Origin of the sequence: Paenarthrobacter nicotinovorans (assembly GCF_007670255.1) — a bacterium.
Lineage (GTDB): Bacteria > Actinomycetota > Actinomycetes > Actinomycetales > Micrococcaceae > Arthrobacter > Arthrobacter nicotinovorans_B.
Genome location: NZ_SZVS01000001.1, coordinates 324,673 through 343,283 on the forward strand (window position 1 = coordinate 324,673; position 18,611 = coordinate 343,283).

17 protein-coding genes are annotated in these 18,611 nt (G+C 63.0%); 9 read left to right on the plus strand and 8 right to left on the minus strand.

All coding sequences use genetic code 11. The annotated features are described in order from the left end of the window. Nucleotides 1–10 precede the first annotated feature (10 nt). The 7 genes from FDP28_RS01525 to FDP28_RS01555 all read left to right on the plus strand — a co-directional run bounded on the left by FDP28_RS01525 (nucleotide 11) and on the right by FDP28_RS01555 (nucleotide 9,159). Nucleotides 11–2,029, plus strand: a complete 2,019-nt coding sequence (locus FDP28_RS01525; RefSeq protein WP_186313467.1) for a helix-turn-helix transcriptional regulator — start codon at nucleotides 11–13, stop codon at nucleotides 2,027–2,029. A gap of 9 nt (nucleotides 2,030–2,038) precedes the next feature. Beyond that, on the plus strand, nucleotides 2,039–2,389 hold the full coding sequence (locus FDP28_RS01530; protein ID WP_144658853.1) for a hypothetical protein: 351 nt from the start codon (nucleotides 2,039–2,041) through the stop codon (nucleotides 2,387–2,389). A gap of 36 nt (nucleotides 2,390–2,425) precedes the next feature. After that, complete coding sequence (tatA, locus tag FDP28_RS01535) at nucleotides 2,426–2,710, plus strand: Sec-independent protein translocase subunit TatA (protein WP_144658854.1); 285 nt, start codon at nucleotides 2,426–2,428, stop codon at nucleotides 2,708–2,710. A gap of 6 nt (nucleotides 2,711–2,716) precedes the next feature. Beyond that, on the plus strand, nucleotides 2,717–3,553 hold the full coding sequence (tatC, locus tag FDP28_RS01540) for a twin-arginine translocase subunit TatC (RefSeq protein WP_144658855.1): 837 nt from the start codon (nucleotides 2,717–2,719) through the stop codon (nucleotides 3,551–3,553). A 24-nt stretch (nucleotides 3,554–3,577) separates the two neighbouring features. Further along, nucleotides 3,578–6,544, plus strand: a complete 2,967-nt coding sequence (locus FDP28_RS01545) for a DEAD/DEAH box helicase (protein ID WP_144658856.1) — start codon at nucleotides 3,578–3,580, stop codon at nucleotides 6,542–6,544. A gap of 57 nt (nucleotides 6,545–6,601) precedes the next feature. Continuing rightward, nucleotides 6,602–8,260, plus strand: coding sequence for an amidohydrolase (locus FDP28_RS01550; RefSeq protein WP_144658857.1), 1,659 nt, complete (start codon nucleotides 6,602–6,604; stop codon nucleotides 8,258–8,260). A gap of 155 nt (nucleotides 8,261–8,415) precedes the next feature. After that, the gene (locus FDP28_RS01555; RefSeq protein ID WP_144658858.1) at nucleotides 8,416–9,159 is read left to right on the plus strand and encodes a polyprenol monophosphomannose synthase; all 744 of its coding nucleotides are present in this window, start codon (nucleotides 8,416–8,418) and stop codon (nucleotides 9,157–9,159) included. 71 nt (nucleotides 9,160–9,230) lie between these two features. Here the strand turns inward: FDP28_RS01555 and FDP28_RS01560 are convergent, their stop codons facing one another. The 4 genes from FDP28_RS01560 to FDP28_RS01575 form a co-directional block, all read right to left on the minus strand. Then, nucleotides 9,231–9,578 (minus strand): RNA polymerase-binding protein RbpA, encoded by a 348-nt coding sequence (locus FDP28_RS01560; RefSeq protein WP_011774875.1) that lies wholly within the window; start codon nucleotides 9,576–9,578, stop codon nucleotides 9,231–9,233. Between the two features lie 258 nt (nucleotides 9,579–9,836). Further along, nucleotides 9,837–10,811 (minus strand): SPFH domain-containing protein, encoded by a 975-nt coding sequence (locus FDP28_RS01565; RefSeq protein WP_144658859.1) that lies wholly within the window; start codon nucleotides 10,809–10,811, stop codon nucleotides 9,837–9,839. 98 nt (nucleotides 10,812–10,909) lie between these two features. Next, a complete protein-coding gene (locus FDP28_RS01570) occupies nucleotides 10,910–11,371 on the minus strand; it encodes an NfeD family protein (protein ID WP_144658860.1) in 462 nt (153 codons plus the stop codon). Between the two features lie 79 nt (nucleotides 11,372–11,450). After that, nucleotides 11,451–12,293, minus strand: a complete 843-nt coding sequence (locus FDP28_RS01575) for a methyltransferase domain-containing protein (RefSeq protein ID WP_144658861.1) — start codon at nucleotides 12,291–12,293, stop codon at nucleotides 11,451–11,453. A 68-nt stretch (nucleotides 12,294–12,361) separates the two neighbouring features. Here FDP28_RS01575 and FDP28_RS01580 point away from each other — a divergent pair, with 68 nt between their 5' ends. Then, nucleotides 12,362–14,377 (plus strand): S9 family peptidase, encoded by a 2,016-nt coding sequence (locus FDP28_RS01580; RefSeq protein WP_144658862.1) that lies wholly within the window; start codon nucleotides 12,362–12,364, stop codon nucleotides 14,375–14,377. A 22-nt stretch (nucleotides 14,378–14,399) separates the two neighbouring features. On the opposite strand, the gene FDP28_RS01585 is transcribed toward FDP28_RS01580, so the two are convergent. Then, a complete protein-coding gene (locus FDP28_RS01585) occupies nucleotides 14,400–15,074 on the minus strand; it encodes a peptide deformylase (RefSeq protein ID WP_144658863.1) in 675 nt (224 codons plus the stop codon). A gap of 51 nt (nucleotides 15,075–15,125) precedes the next feature. Here FDP28_RS01585 and FDP28_RS01590 point away from each other — a divergent pair, with 51 nt between their 5' ends. Continuing rightward, a complete protein-coding gene (locus FDP28_RS01590; RefSeq protein WP_144658864.1) occupies nucleotides 15,126–15,533 on the plus strand; it encodes a nuclear transport factor 2 family protein in 408 nt (135 codons plus the stop codon). On the opposite strand, the gene FDP28_RS01595 is transcribed toward FDP28_RS01590, so the two are convergent. The 3 genes from FDP28_RS01595 to FDP28_RS01605 are packed head-to-tail and all read right to left on the minus strand — an operon-like array spanning nucleotide 15,534 to nucleotide 18,515. Then, nucleotides 15,534–16,664, minus strand: a complete 1,131-nt coding sequence (locus FDP28_RS01595) for an FAD-dependent oxidoreductase (RefSeq protein ID WP_144658865.1) — start codon at nucleotides 16,662–16,664, stop codon at nucleotides 15,534–15,536. After that, nucleotides 16,657–17,382, minus strand: coding sequence for a class I SAM-dependent methyltransferase (locus FDP28_RS01600; RefSeq protein ID WP_144658866.1), 726 nt, complete (start codon nucleotides 17,380–17,382; stop codon nucleotides 16,657–16,659). Before FDP28_RS01600 ends, FDP28_RS01595 begins: the two co-directional genes overlap by 8 nt. After that, a complete protein-coding gene (locus FDP28_RS01605) occupies nucleotides 17,379–18,515 on the minus strand; it encodes a type III polyketide synthase (RefSeq protein WP_144658867.1) in 1,137 nt (378 codons plus the stop codon). The genes FDP28_RS01600 and FDP28_RS01605 overlap by 4 nt, the downstream gene beginning before the upstream one ends. Between the last annotated feature and the right edge of the window lie 96 nt (nucleotides 18,516–18,611).

Genomic DNA, 18,611 nt, shown 5'->3' on the forward strand with positions numbered 1-18,611 from the left:
CGTAGCAACCGTGTCCGCATCCCGCACTGAACGACTCCTGAACCTTCTCCTTGCCTTGCTCAATACCAGGGTGGGTCTTTCACGCTCTGTCCTGCGCGAAAAGGTCTACCACGATACCGCCGGAAACGATGTCGCTTTCGGGCGCATGTTTGAGCGTGACAAGGCGGACTTGAAGCAGTTCGGCTTCGAGGTGGAAACCTTGATGGACCCGGGCAGTTTCGGCTCGGACGATCCCGCTTCGGCCCGCTACAGGATCGGCAAGGACTCCAACAGGCTTCCGGAAGTTCATCTGACACCCGCGGAGTGCACAGTCCTCCTGCTGGCCGCCCAGCTGTGGGAACGCGCCGCCTTGGGCAACGCCGCAGCCAATGCCGTCCGTAAGCTGCAGGCCGCGGGCGGATTCACCGACGTCGACCTTCCAGCCGGCGTACAGCCGCGTATCAAGCCTGCAGGCCAGGCTTTCGACGACGTCGTTGCAGCCATGCACGGCAGGCATCCTGTCCGCTTCGGCTACCTTGCCGTCAGCACCGGGCGCGAGGAAACACGGGAAGTCGAGCCTTGGGGTCTGGGCAGTCGCTTCGGGCAGTGGTACCTGGTGGGCTTTGACAGGGGGAGGGGAGCCAAGCGGATCTTCAGGCTTTCACGGATGTCCACTGCGCTTACCGTCGTCTCCAGCAGCAGCTTTGAGCCTCCGGAGGGCTTCAACGCCCGTGCCGAGCTCGATTCGCTCAACGAACTGCCGGTCCGAAAGGCAGTCCTGGACGTGGACAAGGACCGTCTGCTGGCACTGCGCAAACGCTCAGTCGACACGGAGCAGTCCCAGGTCGACCCGCAAAGGGACCGGATAGCCGTAGACTTCCGCGACCCCGAACAACTCGCCGAAGAGCTGGCCTCCTACGGTCCCCACGTCAAGGTGGCGGAACCGGCGGAGTTGCGGGCCGCCGTCGTACGCCGCCTTAAAGGCGCCCTGGATTTCAACGCGGCGCCAGAGATCGAGGTGGAGTTTCCCGAGGCCGGACGCGCACCGCGCGCCCGCAAGCGCACGTCGGAGGACCAGCTGGCCAGAATGCTGCAGTTGGTACCGTTCCTGGTCCACCACCAGGGCCTGCACATCCAGGAAGTGGCGGACCGTTTCGGTATCTCGCGCAAGGATCTGGTCGACGACCTGAAAATTCTGATCTGCTCGGGGCTTCCGGAAGGCTATCCGGATGACCTCTTGGATATCCAGTGGGAAAACGACCACGTATACATCTCGGAGCACTTGGACCTGAACCGGCCGGTGCGTTTCAGCGAAGACGAGGCCGCAGCGCTGCTGACCGGTCTTGCCATGCTGGGCGACCTGCCTGCGTTGGCGGGCATGGCAGAGAACGAGTCGGGCAATGCGTTGGAGTCCGTCACGATCAAACTGACCGGTGCAGCCGGCCAGGCAGGCCGATTGGCCGGTTCCGTGGCCGGGCAGTCGGTAGCACCGGAACAATCCGAAGCCTTTGCCACCATCACGCAAGCCATCAGGGACAACCAGCAGTTGCGGCTGCGTTATTTGTCCCTGCAACGCGACGAAGTGACAGAACGGGATGTCGACCCACTGCGGCTCTACTCGATGGACAACATCTGGTACTTCGAGGCGTACTGTCACAGCAAGGCAGGTATCCGGAACTTCCGGCTGGACAGGGTGGAGGCGCTGGAACCGAACGGCCGTGCGTCCTCAGGCCAGGCCGCGACGGACCAGGACTTTCCGGCGCGCTTGTTCACCCCCGGCGACGACGACGTCGTGGTGGTCCTGCAGTTGACCCGCCAGGGCGCCGGGCTTGCGGATGATTACTACGCCGAGCGTACGGCCCAACTGCCCGACGGCGGCATGCTCGCCGAAGTGCGGTTCGGCGATGCCGGCTGGCTGCCCATGTTTGTGTCACAGCACGGTGGTACGGTCCGGATCCTGCAGCCCGGCTCCCTGCGGGACGAGGCTGCGGCTTGGTTGAGGGCTGCGCTGGCACAGTACGACGATGCTTCCGGCGCCCAGGCTGGCTAGACTACTCAGATGCCTTGGTGGTTTTGGATCCTGCTGTGGATCGCACTCGTAGCTCTTGCCCTGCTCCTGCACTTGACCTTGGGTTATCGCTTGTTCAAGAAATTCATGACAACTGTTCATGAACTGGGCGACGCCGGGAAACGTTTCAGCAACCTTTCTCCTGTCGTGGAAACCTCCGATGTGGACGTAGCGGAGGGGCGCCCCGAACCGGGGTCCGCGATTTTTGCCTCACCGGATCAGATGCGTCATGATTACCTGACGGCCAAAGCCTTCCGGCAGGAAGTTCGCCGCCAGAAGCGCGTCCAGCGCAAAGCGGAGCGGGGTCAGCCACAATCCCTGCACGACATTGAATTCAGTTAGACGTAGGATGTATCCAAAAGGAAAGGACCTCCCCACATGAGGCTTGAAGGCTGGCATCTCATCATCATCATCGTTCTGGCTCTGGTGCTTTTTGCAGCACCGAAGCTGCCGTCCATGGCGCGCAGCATTGGACAGTCGATGCGTATTTTCAAGTCTGAGGTCCGGGAAATGAAGAAGGACGGTTCTTCCGAGACGAAGGACTCCCAGAACGGTTCGGACCCCGTTGAAGGCAAGGTTGTTGGCCACCCGGACGCCACGACCCCCGACATGAAGGCCCGGAACACCGGCGAGACTGACGTTCCGCCTTCCAACCGCGTCTAAAGAGAAGTGGTAGAGACGAAGGGGCGAAAGGCCAACCCCGAAGCCCGGATGGCGCTCCTTGACCATCTCAAGGAGCTGAAGAACCGGCTCTTCAAGGCTGCAATCGGCGTCATCCTCGGGACAGTGGTGGGCTTCATCGTCTACCAGCCGCTCCTGGAGGCCCTGATCAAACCGATCAAGGACCTCAATGAAAAAGAGGGTCGCGCCGCCACGCTGAACTTTGACGGCGTGGCAAGTTCGTTCGACCTCATGGTTCAGGTCTCCGTCTTCCTCGGGGTGTTGCTTTCAAGCCCCGTGTGGATTTACCAGCTCTGGGCTTTCATCGTTCCCGGATTGCACAAGAAAGAACGCCGCCTCGCGTTGTCCTTTGTCGCTGCGGCTGTCCCGCTGTTCATCGGAGGCGTCCTTCTCGCCTGGCTTGTCCTGCCGAACGCGGTGCGTGTGCTGACGGACTTCACCCCCGTGGGTGGCTCAAACTTCATCAGCGCCGAAATCTACCTGGCCTTTGTCCTTCGGCTCCTCCTGGCCTTCGGCATTGCCTTCCTGGTACCCGTGGTACTCGTCGGCCTGAACCTCGCCGGCATCGTCAAAGGCAAGCAGCTGGTCAAGAGCTGGCGCATCACCATTTTCCTGGTCTGCTTGTTCGCTGCCATGGCCGCCCCCGGCGCGGACGCGATGAGCATGTTCTATCTTGCGGCCCCCATGCTGCTGCTCTTCTTCGCGGCCATCGGTGTGTGTCTCCTCAACGACCGTCGTCGTGAACGCCGTGCCATCAAGCGCGCTGCCGAGACGGAGGCCACTGCCGATATCGCCACCCCGGCCGCAGATCTGGAGAATCTCTAGACGTTCGGCCACTAGGCTTGATGCATGTCTTCGTTTTCCGGGTCACCTTCACCATCCGAGCGTTACCAAGCGGCAGCCCGGAGGGCAGCGGAGGCGAAAACCTACCTCGGCTCCTTCGCCGGTTCACTTGACTTCGAACTGGACGACTTCCAACGTGAAGCCTGCAAGTCACTGCAGGAGGGGCGGGGCGTGCTGGTGGCAGCCCCCACCGGCGCCGGAAAGACGATCGTCGGCGAGTTCGCCATCTACTTGGCCCTTCAGCGGGGACTCAAGGCTTTCTACACCACCCCCATCAAGGCGCTGAGCAACCAGAAATTCTCGGAACTGGCAGAGAAGTACGGGGCGGCGAACGTTGGTCTGCTGACAGGCGACACCACCATCAACGGCGATGCACCGGTAGTGGTGATGACCACAGAAGTCCTGCGGAACATGCTGTACGCCGATTCGGAGACGCTCAGCGATCTCGGCTACGTCGTCATGGACGAGGTCCATTACCTTGCCGACCGCTTCCGCGGAGCCGTCTGGGAAGAAGTCATCATCCACTTGCCCAGCGAAGTGCAGGTGGCATCCCTAAGCGCAACCGTTTCCAACGCCGAAGAGTTCGGTGCCTGGTTGGACACTGTTCGCGGCGATACCGACGTCATTGTTTCTGAACACCGGCCGGTGCCGTTGTGGCAACACGTCATGGTGGGCAGGGAGATCGTGGATCTCTTTGCCGGCGACACCTCTTTCGACGAAATCGCACCCGTGGCCCCCGGCGCGCAGGAAACCGACGCCCCGGACCTCTCGGAGGCAGCCGAAGTATCCAGCGAGATCAACCCGCGTCGCCGCGTCTCGCCCAAGGGAGCATCCACCCCGAAAGCAAGGCAAGCAGTTACCGGCCCGGAATTCGAAGTCAACCCGGACCTGCTGGCCATGGCACGTTCCGAGAGCCGGATGAACATGGGAGGCAGGTTCGGACATGGCGGCCGGAGCCGCCGTCGTCAGGACCGGCACCGCGACGACCGCCAGCAGTCCGAGCAGCGAAGTCCTGTCCGCAAGGCAAGCCGCCCGCAAGTGATCGAGAGCCTGAGGCGCCAGGATCTGCTTCCGGCCATCACTTTCATTTTCTCGCGTGCCGGATGCGATGCCGCCGTGGCCCAGTGCGCTGCCTCGGGGCTGTGGCTCACCACAGAACGTGAGCAGCAGATCATCGCCCAACGGGTGGATGAGGCCAGCCACGAGATCCCTGCCGATGACCTGGACGTCCTCGGCTTCTGGGGATGGCGTGACGGCCTGGTCCGGGGCTTCGCCGCCCACCACGCCGGAATGCTGCCTACCTTCAAGGAAGTGGTGGAAAAGCTCTTCGCAGACGGACTGGTCAAGGCCGTCTTTGCCACCGAAACGCTGGCTTTGGGCGTCAACATGCCCGCGCGTTGCGTGGTCCTGGAAAAACTTGAGAAGTTCAACGGCGAAGCCCACGTCAACATCACGGCGGGGGAGTACACCCAGCTGACCGGTCGCGCCGGACGACGCGGTATCGACGTCGAGGGCCACGCCGTCGTCCTGTGGCAACCGGGCACGGATCCCGCGGCTGTTGCTGGTCTTGCCTCCAGGCGCACCTACCCCCTGAATTCCAGTTTCAGGCCCACGTACAACATGAGCATCAACCTCATTGCCCAGTTCGGCCGCGTGCGGGCCCGTGAAATCCTGGAGTCGTCCTTCGCCCAGTTCCAGGCGGACCGTTCGGTCGTTGGCCTGGCCAGGCAGGTCCGGGGGCGGGAAGAATCCTTGGCCGGGTACGCGAAGTCCATGCAATGCCACCTGGGGGATTTCACCGAGTACGCCAAGCTGCGGCGCGACCTCAGCGATGCTGAGAACAACGCAGCCCGCGACCACCAGCGCGCGCGAAAGTCACGCGTTGCCGACTCCCTCGCGCGGTTGATCCCCGGTGACGTTATCAGCATCTACAGCGGCCGGTTGGCGGGGCATGCGGTGGTTCTGGATGTCGACCCGCATGCCCGCGAACCACGTCCTTCAGTCCTGACCCAGGACAACCAGCTGCGCAGGATCGGTGTCCACGACCTCGACGGCCCTGTGTCGCCGGTGACCCGGATCAGGATACCGAAGTCGTTCAACGCCAAGGTTCCCAAGTCCCGCCGCGATCTGGCATCATCAATGCGCCACGCGGTCAGCGAAGACGCACCGCAGCGCAGGAACAGCAGGCACGAGGACTTCGGTCTGGGGGCCCGGCTGCCGGACCAGGAGAAGAGGATCGCTGACCTCCGCCGTGCCCTGCGCGCACATCCCTGCCACGGCTGCAGCGAGCGGGAGGACCATGCTCGTTGGTCCGAGCGCTGGTGGAAGCTGCGCAAGGAGACCGACGGACTGGTCCGCCAGATCCAGGGGCGCACCAACACCATCGCAAAGACCTTCGACCGGGTATGCGAGGTTCTTTCCACCTACGGCTACCTGGAAACAAACGACGCCGGTCAGGTCACCATCAGTGCCGACGGACAGCGTCTTCGCCGGATCTACGGCGAGAAGGACTTGTTGATCTCCCAGTCCATCCGCCAGGGAGCCATCAACGACCTTGACGCAGCCGAACTGGCCTCGTTCGCCAGCACACTGGTGTACCAAGCCAAGCGGGAGGACCGTGGGCTTCGCCCGAAGCTGCCGACCATATCCCTGGAAACAGCCGTTGATGTTGTTGTCCGTGAATGGTCCCGGTTGGAGGACACTGAGGAACAACACCGCCTTCCTTTGACCGGCGAGCCTGAGCTTGGCCTGATGTGGCCGATGTACAAGTGGGCCAAGGGCCGCCATCTCCAGGATGTGCTCAGCGGAACCGACTTGGCGGCCGGAGATTTCGTCCGTTGGGCCAAGCAGGTGGTGGACCTGCTGGACCAGCTGGCCAAGATCCCACAGCTTGACCCCCGGTTGGGCCGGATCTGCCGGGAGTCCATCGATCTGGTCCGGCGGGGTGTCGTGGCCTACTCCACAGTGGCCTAGAGCGCTGACCACCTGTCCCACGAATTATTTGTTGCCCATGCTCAAGGAGCTCACCACATGAACCAGCCCGGCACGCCTGTCGGCCAGCAACACCAAGGATCCGGCCGTAAGGTCACCATGTACCGCAACGGATCGATCTATACGGCGGCAGATCCTTTTGCGACCGCCATGGTGGTGGATGGGGACACCGTGGCGTGGGTGGGGTCTGAGCAGGCCGCAACGTCCATTGCGGATTCGTCCATGGAGATCATCGATCTCCATGGCGCCCTCCTGGCTCCGGGATTCGTGGATTCGCACACCCACCTGACGGAAACCGGGTTGGCCCTCGGGGGCCTCCAGCTTGGCACCGTTCGCTCAGCAACAGAACTGCTCGACGCCGTCGCAGCCGCAGGCGGTTCGGGCACCATCCTGGGTCACGGCTGGGATGAAACGACGTGGAACGATCCCACACTGCCCAGCCTTGAAGAGCTCCAGCGCGCAGCAGGGGACCGGCAGGTCTATCTGTCCCGCGTCGATGTCCACTCCGCATTGGTCTCGGCCTCCCTGGTGGCTGCTGCAGGCCTTGACGGCCTCGACGGGTATGCCGGGACGGCCCGAGTGGTGCGGGCGGCGCATACGGCGGCCCGCCTGCACGCACGGCGATTCCCGGAAGCCGAACGTCGCACGTACCAGGAGCTGGCTTTGAAGGAGGCCGCCTCCAACGGTTACGTGGCTTTGGCTGAAATGTCGGCGCCGCACATTTGCGGGCCGGAGGACCTGCGAATGGCCGCGTCCTGGAACGAGCACGGGGACTACCCGGAAATCCTCCCGTACTGGGGCGAACTGGCGTCCTCGGAGGAGCACGCCCAGGAAATTCTGGGTGGTCTGGGCACACCTGTCCTGGGCCTTGCGGGCGATCTCAACATGGACGGTTCCATCGGTTCCAGAACGGCTGCGCTGCTGGAGGATTACTCTGATACCCCCGGACAGCGCGGCAGTCTCTACCTTTCGGTGGACGAGGCCGCCAAACATTTGGCAGCGACGTCGACCTTGGGCCTGCAGGCCGGCTTCCATGTCATAGGCGACGCCGGACTGGCCGCCGTCCTGGACGCCCTGGATTCCGCGGCGGCAGATGTAGGGGAGCAGCGCATCCGCGCGGCCGGCCACAGGCTGGAACACGTGGAGATGGCGGACCAGTCCGCCATTGACAGGCTTGCCAAGTACTCGGTAACCGTCAGCGTCCAGCCCGGCTTTGACGCCGCATGGGGTGCTCCCGGCGGGTTGTATGAACAACGCCTGGGCAATCGCAGCCGCAGCATGAACCCCTTTGCTTCGTTCTATTCCAGTGGTGTGCCCATCGCCTTTGGCAGTGACAGCCCTGTCACCGCACTGCGCCCGTGGTCCAGCGTCCGCGCCTGCCTCGAGCACAGCAACCCCGACCAGCGCATCTCGGCCCGGGCGGCATTCCTGGGCCACACCCGTGCAGGATGGCGGGCCGCCAAGCATCGGAACCCCCTCATGGGGCAGCTGGTTCCCGGGGCTCCGGCCAGTTTCGCCGTCTGGGAAGTCGACGAGTTGATGGTCCAGGTTGCGGACAGCCGGGTCCAGTCGTGGAGCACTGATCCCCGCGCCCGGACACCGCTGCTGCCCGCCCTCGACACGGGGTCGGACCCGCGTTGCCTGCAGACGGTGCACCAGGGCCGTGAGCTCTTTGCCCACGAGTCATTGCGCGTGTAGCCAGGTACCATCCCGGAAGCATCCCGACCACTGTGGCCGGCGCCACAGACGCAAAAGTCCTGGCCGCCGTCGTCCTATAATGGAGAGTTGCGCCAGAACGCCAGCTGCCACGCTGGTCCGGCACACCGACCGCTCCATCAAGGAAAGGCCTCTTCTTGCGTGTCCTGACGATCATTCCCACCTACAACGAGCTGGAATCGCTCCCCGTGACGCTGGGAAGGCTGCGCGCTGCAGTTCCCGACTCCGACGTCCTGGTGGTTGACGACAACAGCCCTGACGGCACGGGAAAGCTTGCCGACGACTTCGCCGCAAAGGACAGCCAGGTTCACGTCCTGCACCGCAAGGGCAAAGAAGGCCTGGGGGCTGCCTACATCGCGGGCTTCAAGTGGGGCCTGGCAGCCGGTTACGACGTTCTCGTCGAGATGGACGCGGATGGTTCACACAAGCCCGAGCAACTGCCACTGCTCCTTGACGCCGTGAAGGACGGAGCGGATCTGGCCATGGGCTCCCGCTGGGTCCCGGGTGGGAGTGTAGTGAACTGGCCGCTCTACCGTCAGGCCATCTCCCGCATCGGCAGCACCTACGCCCGTATCATGCTCGGCGTCAAGATCAAGGACGTGACTGGCGGATACCGCGCCTTCCGCCGCAGTACGCTCGAGGCATTGAAGCTGGACGAGGTGGAGTCGGTCGGCTACGGCTTCCAGGTGGACCTTGCCTGGCGCGTGGCCAAGCTTGGCCTTCGTATCGAGGAGCGTCCCATCACCTTCGTGGAGCGCGAACTCGGGGCATCGAAGATGAGCGGGAACATTGTGGTCGAAGCCATGATCAACGTCACCAAGTGGGGACTGGCAGCACGCTGGGCCAAGCTCACCGGCAAGTCAGCCGAAATGGCAAAGTAGTTCTTAAAGCAAAAGGCCGGCTCTGGTTCCCAAGGGAAACCGGACCCGGCCTTTTTGCGTGTTTGTGGAAACTATGCCGAACGGCGTTCCCCGCGGCGCTCACGAAGAATGTTGAGGCGATCCTCAAGGATCTGCTCCAGCTCGGGAAGGCTGCGGCGTTCCAGCAGCATGTCCCAGTGCGTGCGGACGGCTTTTTCGTTGGCATCCACGGGACGCTCGCCATCGACCAGGAGCGCTTCCTTACCGGTTTTGGAAACCCACACAGGAGGGATCTCCGCTTCGGAAGAGAAGGTTACGAAGACCTGCTCGCCATCCTCGCAACGGTACTCGACCCGCTGGCGCGGTGCCGGTTCAACGCCGGATTCAGTTTCCATGCTTTGGGCGCCAAGACGCATACCCCGCAGGCTGCGATCGCTCATGATTACTCCCTCTGTCTGTTCGCGGAGCAGCAACTCCGCGCTAGCCGTAAGCCGTTTTCACGATCCCTACGGACTACTTCTGCACACCTTGCATCACTACTTGCAACGCCTGGCCAAGCTTTAATGTTCCGTCCACGCTGAACCAGCCGGACAAATATCCCATTATACGCTGATTTTTGCCGACTACTCAAAGCAGGCGGACGCAGCGAGCGGCCAGCCTGAGTGGCTGACCGCTCGTGGCCTTGCTATGGGCTGGAGCTACTCCGCCGGACGGGTAGGTTCCACGGCCCCTGCAGGCTCAGGTTCCTTGGTCCCGCCGTCGAAAAGGCCGGCAACAGGGGAGTCCCCGCCGTTGCCGCCCAGTGCGCCGCCGATACCCTTGAGGGCCTCGCCTACTTCGCTGGGAATGATCCAGAGCTTGTTCGAGGTGCCCTCCGCGATCTTCGGAAGGGTCTGCAGGTACTGGTACGCCAGCAGCTTCTGGTCCGGGTTGCCCTTGTGGATGGCATCGAAGACCTTTTGGATGGCCTGGGCTTCACCATCTGCGCGGAGGATGGCGGCCTTGGCATCACCTTCGGCCGCGAGGATGGCCGCTTGGCGCTGGCCCTCAGCCGTCAGGATCTGGGACTGCTTGGTACCTTCGGCAGTCAGGATGGCCGCACGGCGGTCCCGCTCTGCACGCATCTGCTTTTCCATCGAGTCCTGGATGGAGTGGGGTGGGTCGATCGCCTTGAGCTCTACCCGGGAGACGCGGATTCCCCAGCGTCCCGTTGCCTCGTCCAGCACACCACGCAGCTGACCGTTGATCTGGTCGCGTGAGGTCAGCGCTTCTTCCAGGTTGAGCCCACCCACCACGTTACGCAGCGTGGTGGTGGTCAGCTGTTCCACTGCCTGGATGTAGTTGGCGATCTCGTACGTTGCCGCCCGTGGATCAGTGACCTGGAAGTAGACCACGGTGTCAATGGAAACAACCAGGTTGTCTTCGGTGATGACCGGCTGCGGTGGGAAGGACACGACTTGCTCACGCAGGTCGAGCAGTGGCAGGAGCCTGTCGACAAACGGAATCAGGATGGTCAGTCCCGGGTTAAGCGTGCGCTGGTACTTGCCGAGCCGTTCAACGACGCCGGCGCGTGCCTGCGGAATGATCCTTACCGAGCGGACCAACACGATGATCACAAAAATGACGAGAACAACCAGCACAATTGCCGCTGCTGTTCCTCCTAAGCCGTTCATACATCTCCTTCGTTCCCCAATTGCGTGGTTTGATGCGGCTGTTCGCGGGCAGGCAACCCGGTCCGGGAACAGCCTGAAATCTTGAGTGCGCCGAAGCGTCAGCGGGGGCTGTTGTCGGCGGCCGAGGCGACCACCGCCGTCGCCCCGTCAATTTTGGTGACCTGAACGGTGGCGCCGGCGTCAATGACACCAGCCGCGCTGCGGGCGCTCCAAACGTCGCCACCAATTTTAACCAGCCCGCTGGTGCTGCTCACGGCTTCAATGACGAGGGCAGGCTGGCCTATGAGCCGGTCTATGTTGGACAGCTGTTCCGTGGGGCCCTTGCGCAGGTGGTTCAAGGCTACTGGCCGGACAAAAACGATCATCAGAAGGGACACCACGCAGAAGATGACGATCTGCAGCCAAAGATCGGCGCCGGAGAAGTCCGCAATGAGCCCGGCAAGCGCACCGCCGCCCAGCATGATGAAGAAGAGGTCGAGAGTCAGCATCTCCACCACTGCGAACGCGAGGAAGACTGTAAGCCATAGGGCCCACCAGTTCTCGCCGAGCCATTCAAACATCGTTCCCCCTTGGTCCCGGATCCCGCGAGCGGGATCACAGTCGCTGTTCCTCCATCCTAGCCCGCGGCGCGGTCAAGCGTCAGGACGTGGTGAACACGCTGATCCGGAACTTGGCAGTGGTGTCCATGTGCTCGTCAGACGCCGCCAGTTCGGACAGCTGCTCCTGACGGAGATGGTGGCCAGCGGGGCCCATGTAGGCGAGGTCGGCTACTTCGCTTCCCGATAACACCAGCGGCACATCCAGGGAACGGCTGGTGGGCGAATCGAACCAGCCGCTCATGGACCCGGCCAGCCGTTCTTCCTTCCCCTCTTCGATCCCGAGCATCCCTGTCCTCGCAGCGATCTCCTGGAGGTGGCCGGGCCGCGGCGTCACCACCAGCAACGATCCTCCCGGGCGCAGAACCCGCGCGAACTCCGCAGGATTCCGCGGCGCGAAAACAACCGTCACGACGTCCGCCGAGTTATCCGCCATGGGCAATGGACGCCAAATGTCCCACACCACATTGGCGGCCCCGGGGTTGAGCCGTGCCGCACGCCGAAGGGCGAACTTGGAAATGTCCATCCCAACGGCGCTGGCCCCCGTTGCGTCCATAACAGTACGGAGGTAATGACCGGTTCCGGTTCCGGCGTCGAGAACCAGTGGTTCCGGCCCTCGGATGGCCTCCGCGGCCATCTCTGCCAGTCCCGTGGCCAATTCCGCATAGTGCCCTGCTTCCAGGAACCTGACCCTGGCGGCCACCATCTCGGCTGTGTCCGCTTCGAAAGCCGTTCCTTTGCCGGTAAGGAAGTTGAAATAGCCTTGCTTGGCAGCATCAAACAGGTGTCCCGACAGACACGCGAGGGTTGCCGGACGGGCCTGACGCAACTCGAAAAGTCCTTGGCAAACAGGGCATCGCAGGGCGGAGACGGCGTCGGACAACATGGCTTCAATCCTACGGCGGACGGAGTGTCTGGTGCCGCCGGGCAGGCCACCCCGCTAGGCTCACCATCGTGAAACCAGAGCAGCTGCCCCTGTTGAACTCCGTGTCCGCCCCGGCAATCCACCCTGACGGCACGAAGGCGGTGGTATCAGTCACAAGGCCGGATTTCGACGCCGACAGTTACGTTGGCCAGCTCTGGTCGGTCCCCTTGGACAACACCAAATATCCGCGTCGCATTACCCGGGGTTTCAGGGACACGTCTCCAGCCTTCTCACCTGATGGGCTGGTGCTCGCCTTCCTCAGGAGCGATCCCGGCGGCAAACCCCAAGTGTTCGTCGTGGAGTCGGCGGGCGGCGAACCGCAGAGAATCACGAACCAGCGCGCAGGCGTCGAGAGCTTCGTCTGGGCGCCGGACTCGCACCGCATCGCGTTCCAGGCCAGGGTCCCTGAACAGGGACGTTATGGAACGATCGATGGCGTCGGTCCCGCAGCCGAAGACCCGCGCTACGTTGTTGCCAACCAGTACATGATGAACGGCGTCGGCTATACCGCCGACCAACGGCAGCAACTGTTTGTGGTCGACGTTCCCGAACTGGGTGGCGAGCCCGCAGTAACCCCCCGGGGCCGGTCAGCCCATGAGCAGCCCACGCCGGAAAACCTTGGTTTCCCCATCCCGCGGCAGCTCACCTTCGGCGATTCCGACCACACTTCGCCCGCCTTTTCGGCTGACGGGGCCCACCTCTATTTCGTCGCCGCGCTGCATGAAGGTCACGACGACGATCTCGTCACCTCGGTCTACAGGGTGGATGCCGCGGGAGGCGAGCCGGTCGCCGTCGAACCTTCCAACCGGACACCGCAGACCGTCAGCGCCGTGAGGGCTTCGACGGATGGCCGGTGGTTGTTCTTCACCGCCCAGGACATCGGTGCGAGCGGCAGGGACTTCGTGGCACGGAATTCAGCCTTGCACGTGATGCCGGTGGATGGGGGAGAGGCCCTGGCACTGACCGACGTGGAACACCTGGATGTCTCGGGACCACTTGAACCCAGCGGGCCGGGTAGCGTCCTGGTGCTGAATACGGCGCTGGGCGGTGTCGAACTCCTTGATGTCACCGCTGATGGCACCATCACTCCGCTGGTTTACGGTGCACGGGTGGTCATAGGGGCATCTGTTGCAGCCAACGGCGAAACCGCGGTGACCCTTTGCGATGCCTCGACGGTCGGGGACGTCGCGTCATTGGAACGTGGAGAACTTCGCCTCCTGACCGACTTCTCAGGGAACCTGCGAAACAACTCCACAGCCATTGAGCCGATGGATTTCGAGGCCGAATCCAGCGACGGTCACCCTGTTCACGGCTGGTTGGTCGTGCCGGAAGGCCCAGGGCCCCACCCGGTCCTCCTGACCATCCACGGCGGCCCATTCTCGCAATACACGGGAGCCTTCTTTGACGAGGCCCAGGTGTACGCAGCGGCGGGGTATGCGGTGGTGATGTGCAACCCCCGTGGTTCCTCAGGCTACGGACAGGAACATGGACGCGCCATCAAGGGGCAGATGGGCACCTTGGACATGCAGGATGTGCTTGCTTTCCTGGACGCAGCATTGGCCTCCCATTCTGCCCTTGACCCGGAGCAAGTGGGCATCATGGGCGGTTCCTATGGCGGCTACTTGACGGCGTGGATCATCGCCCACCACCACAGGTTTAAAGCAGCGATCGTGGAACGTGGATTCCTTGATCCCGTCAGCTTTGCCGGTTCCTCGGACATTGGCTGGTTCTTCGGCAGCGAGTACACAGGACCCACCCGGGAGGATATGGACGCCCAAAGTCCGATGGCCGTCGTCGGGGATGTCCGGACGCCAACGCTGGTAGTCCACAGTGAAAATGATCTGCGCTGCCCCATTGAACAAGGCCAGCGCTACTACGCGCACTTGAAGGCCCAGGGAGTGGATACGGCCCTGCTGGTTTTTCCGGGCGAGGACCACGAGTTGTCCCGTTCCGGAACACCGCATCATCGCTGTCAGCGCTTCGAGCACATCCTTCGATGGTGGTCCACGTATCTTCCAAGCACTTTGAACCAGCCCGAGGCCTAAGGAGGCAGGTCACTCAACGGCTTCAGCCGGGGAAACCGAGTGACCTGCGCGCCTCGTCGATGTCCGGAGAAGCCCAACGTGCTGTGTGCTCGGCATTGCTCGCCAAGGACCGGATCTCAGCCCTGTCCAGGTACAAGACACCGTGGAGATGGTCGGTTTCATGCTGGACGATACGGGCCTGCCACCCCGAGAACCATTCCTCTACCGGCTCACCGGAAGGCGTGGCATAGGACAACTCAACATTCCGGTGCCGTTCCACCACAGCCTGATACCCCTGCACTGAGAGGCATCCTTCATAGAACGACGCTGTTTCCACACCCAAGGGCCGGTACGTCGGATTAACGATGGCGAAAAAGTCCAGTGGTTCCCTGTGCCGCACCTCAGCGGAGACAGGATCGATCTCGTACTTGTCCTCAAGGACAGCCAGCTGCAGGGGAATGCCGAGTTGTGGAGCCGCCAGGCCGACACCCGGCGCTGCATGCATGGCCTCGCGCATCCGGTCGATCAGTGCCAGCAGTTCGACGTCGTCGAGCTGGCCGTCATACGGCGCGGCGAGCTGGCGCAGCACCGGGTGCCCCGCCTGGACGATGACGGGCAGTTCTTCGGAGTCCAACAGCCTTCGGACGGCGTCCCGGATTTGGAGGGAATTGAAGTCCGTAGCGGGACTCTTGGCTCCGGGATGAGTTTGATGCGTCATGCATCGAGCCTATCGCTACGAGCGTCTTGGGCAGTGGGCTAGGCTCATGGGATGACCACTCCCACCCCTCTGGAGCACGTACTCTCGTTCGTGCGGGCAGTTGAAGCCGGCGGCGGCTCAGCCGAACTGCGGCCTTTCCTGGCTGAGGACTTCCAGCTCACTGAATGGCCCCATGCCCTGTCCAAGACCGGCTCCACCCGGAATCTTGCCGAAACCCTGTCGGGCGCTGACGACAGCCAGGACATCGTGGCCGACCAACGCTTTGAGGTCGTCCGCACCACCAGCCAGGATGACCGTGTGGTGCTGGAGATGAACTGGTCGGCCACGCTGCTTCTGGACCTTCCGCATTGGGACCGTGGTGACACCATCCGCGCACGGAGCACAGCAGTCTTCCAGCTGCGGGATGGCCTGATCATCAGCCAGGACACCTACGACTGCTACTACACCGTGCCCGAATAGCTACCGCATGGTGAAGCGCCGCTCCACGAGCTGCGTAACACCAGGCATCCCCAGCAGGCCGGCGAAGAGTCTGTTCCTCACTGTCATGGCCGCCGGCGGAAGTGGTCTGCCCAAGGCCATGTTCAGGCCGGCCTGCCGCGACGCGCGGACCGCAGCCTTCCTCCGGGTCTTCTCAAAGTCCTGCAGCAGCGCCCCAACGTCTGTTCCTGCCAAGGAGGCGTCGATGATCGGCGACAGGGCCGCTGCGTCCAGCCACCCCAGGTTCATGCCCTGCCCACCGATGGGGCTGATCTCGTGGGCGGCGTCTCCGAGCATCACCACCCGCCCGTGCACCATCCGTGGAAGCAGCCGCGACTGCACCTCAAAGGCACTGAGCATCGTATTGCCGGCCGGCTCCAGCACCTCACCCGTTCGTGACTCGACCAACCCAGCCAAGGTGTCCGCCGTCGCGCCCGTGGCCGGTGCGCCGAGCCGTACCACCCACCTCCGGACGCCTCCCGGCAGCGGAAAGGACTCGACGATTCCAGCGGGCTCCAGATACAGCACCGCATCCGCACCGTGTCCGGTGCTGTCGGGGAAGTCGCCCATGAGGTAGGCGTCCGGATAGCTGTTTGAAGGAACGTTCGGGGCGAACCGGCATCGAAGCGAAGAATGGGCGCCATCGGCAACGATCACCAGGTGGGCGGTGAACTCCTGGCTTCCCGCCGACGACGCGGCCCGGACGCGCACGTTTGGGCCGTCGTCGCATACTTCCAGGACGTTCACACCACGGGCGATCGCGGCCTCATCCACCTCCAGCACCGCGTCCTCCAACACCTTCTCGGTGACCGTCTGGGGGACCGCAAGGATGAAGGGGAACGCGGGATCGCTGGAGAACGGCAATTCGGCAACCTTGCGTCGCTGGCTGTAGGCGACGCCCCTCCTAATCTGGACTCCGGCGCGGACGAGCTCCTGGGCAACACCGGCACGTTCCAGCTCAGCCAGCGCCGGTGGGTGGATTCCGATCGCACGGGAGCGGGTGCCTCTGCCGGTCCGGCGTTCGAGGATACGCACCTTATGACCGCCCTGAAGGAGGAGAAGGCCCATGAAGAGGCCCACCGGCCCCGCTCCGACAACGACGACGTCAAGCACGTTCCCGCTTCCCCAATCCGCGGTTCTCGTGGACCAGCATGTTGTGCCAGGGTCCGTTGCGCTCAACCCGCCAATCAGACGAAATTGCCGATCTCAGTTCCGGCAAGGTGTAACTGCGCCTGATGGACAGCAGGCCGTCTTTCACAATGTAGGAACCCCATCCCAAGGGCCAGAAGCCGGCCATGAACAGAAGGTAGGAGACGTTGCTCCGTGCCAAGTCATTGTGAAGGGCTACACGCCCGGCGAGCAGTTCGGAATCGCGCAGGACTCCAGCGAACTGCCGTGCGTCCAGGTGGTGAAGGATGTGGTTGGAAATGACGACGTCGAAAACCGCTCCTTCCGCAACCAGCTCCGAACTGTGGGCCTGTCGGTACGACACTCCCTCCACGGCGCGCAGGCCAGTGGCAAAAGCGTTGGCCCGTGGATCCGGGTCAATCGCAGTCACGTCGAGCACGAAACCGTCCTGCCGGGCCCACCGGGCCAGGCTGCGCGCCACGTCCCCACCACCGCTTCCGATGTCCAGCAATGTCGCGCGCCCTGTTTCGGACAAGAGCGGGCGAAGGCGGCGTCTGTACGTACTCCGCCACCGTGAAAGGAGCCTGTTGACCACGGGAAAGCGCGCATACGTCCTGTTGAGCAACAGCGGGTCGCAGTCGGGGCCGTCCATGTCCTCGATGCTGTAAAGGTCCCTCTCCCTGAGGGACCCCCAAGGACTCACAGAGCGGGGGAGACCAGTGTGAAGAGGCCGGTCTCCACCGTGAGCCCGGGACCGAACGCCATGGAGCAGATCCGCTCCTCCCGTTCGCTGGCCGCCTGCCCCAGCATGTACTTCAGGACGAACAGGACCGTTGCACTGCTCATGTTGCCGAATTCCCGCAACGTTTCCCTGGCCGGTACCAGCTGCTCCTGGGTCAGCTCCAGCTTTGACTCAACCTTGTCCAGGATGCTCCGTCCGCCGGGATGGATGGCCCAGTGTGTGATGTCTTTGTACGGCACCCCGGCGAGCTCCGGTTCCTTGGCCAGCAACGGTTCCAGCGCGCCCGTGATGTGCTCTTCGATAATGTGCGGCACGTAGGAGCCGAGGACCATTTCAAATCCTTCGTCGCCGATGTTCCATGCCATGGCTTCCTCGCCAACCGGTGTCAGGACTGTTTCGAAGTGATCCAGGCGTATCACCGGTTCGTCGCCTTCCGGTTCCCTTGCCGAGATGACTGCCGCGGCCGCGCCGTCTCCGAAGATCGCCGAGCCCATGATGGTGTCCGGATCATTGGACGTCCTGACGTGGAGGGAACAGAGTTCCACACAGATCACCAGGACCACCGCTTCAGGATCCGCCACGCAGAACTGCTTTGCAGCTTTCATGGCCGGGAACGCCGCATAGCAGCCCATGAACCCAAGATGGTAGCGCTGGACCGCCGGGTTGAGGCCCAAGGCCCTGACCACCTTGTAGTCGGGACCGGGATTGAAGAATCCCGTACAGGACACCGTGATCACATGCGTGATGTCGTCAAGGTCAACGCCTTGGGCCCGGGCCACTGCCGTCTTGCCGGCCTCGATGAACAGTTTGGTGGCTTCGGTGGCAAAAATTTCATTGCGGACTTTGGTGCTGGGGCTCAAGACCATATTGGTCCGGGGGTCGAAGAACTTCGGGCTTTCGGGATGTGCGTCAAGGCTAAGCTCTTCCACTGCCGTGAAGCGTGTGTCGATGGCAGCCGAATCGAAACACGTGGTGACGAGCCGGGTACCCAGCCGCGTCAGGCCAGGTTGGGAAGCGAAAACCTCACGGGCTTGCTGCTGGACAAGGATGGTTGGGGGAACGGCGGTTTCGAGAGACCTCATGTATACCGGCATGCTTCATTCTTAGTGAGTAAAGCCGGGAAGACAATGGCAGAATCAATCGTATTGACCGAGGGTGGTCAACCAGAGCCAGGCGACGCCGACGGGGGA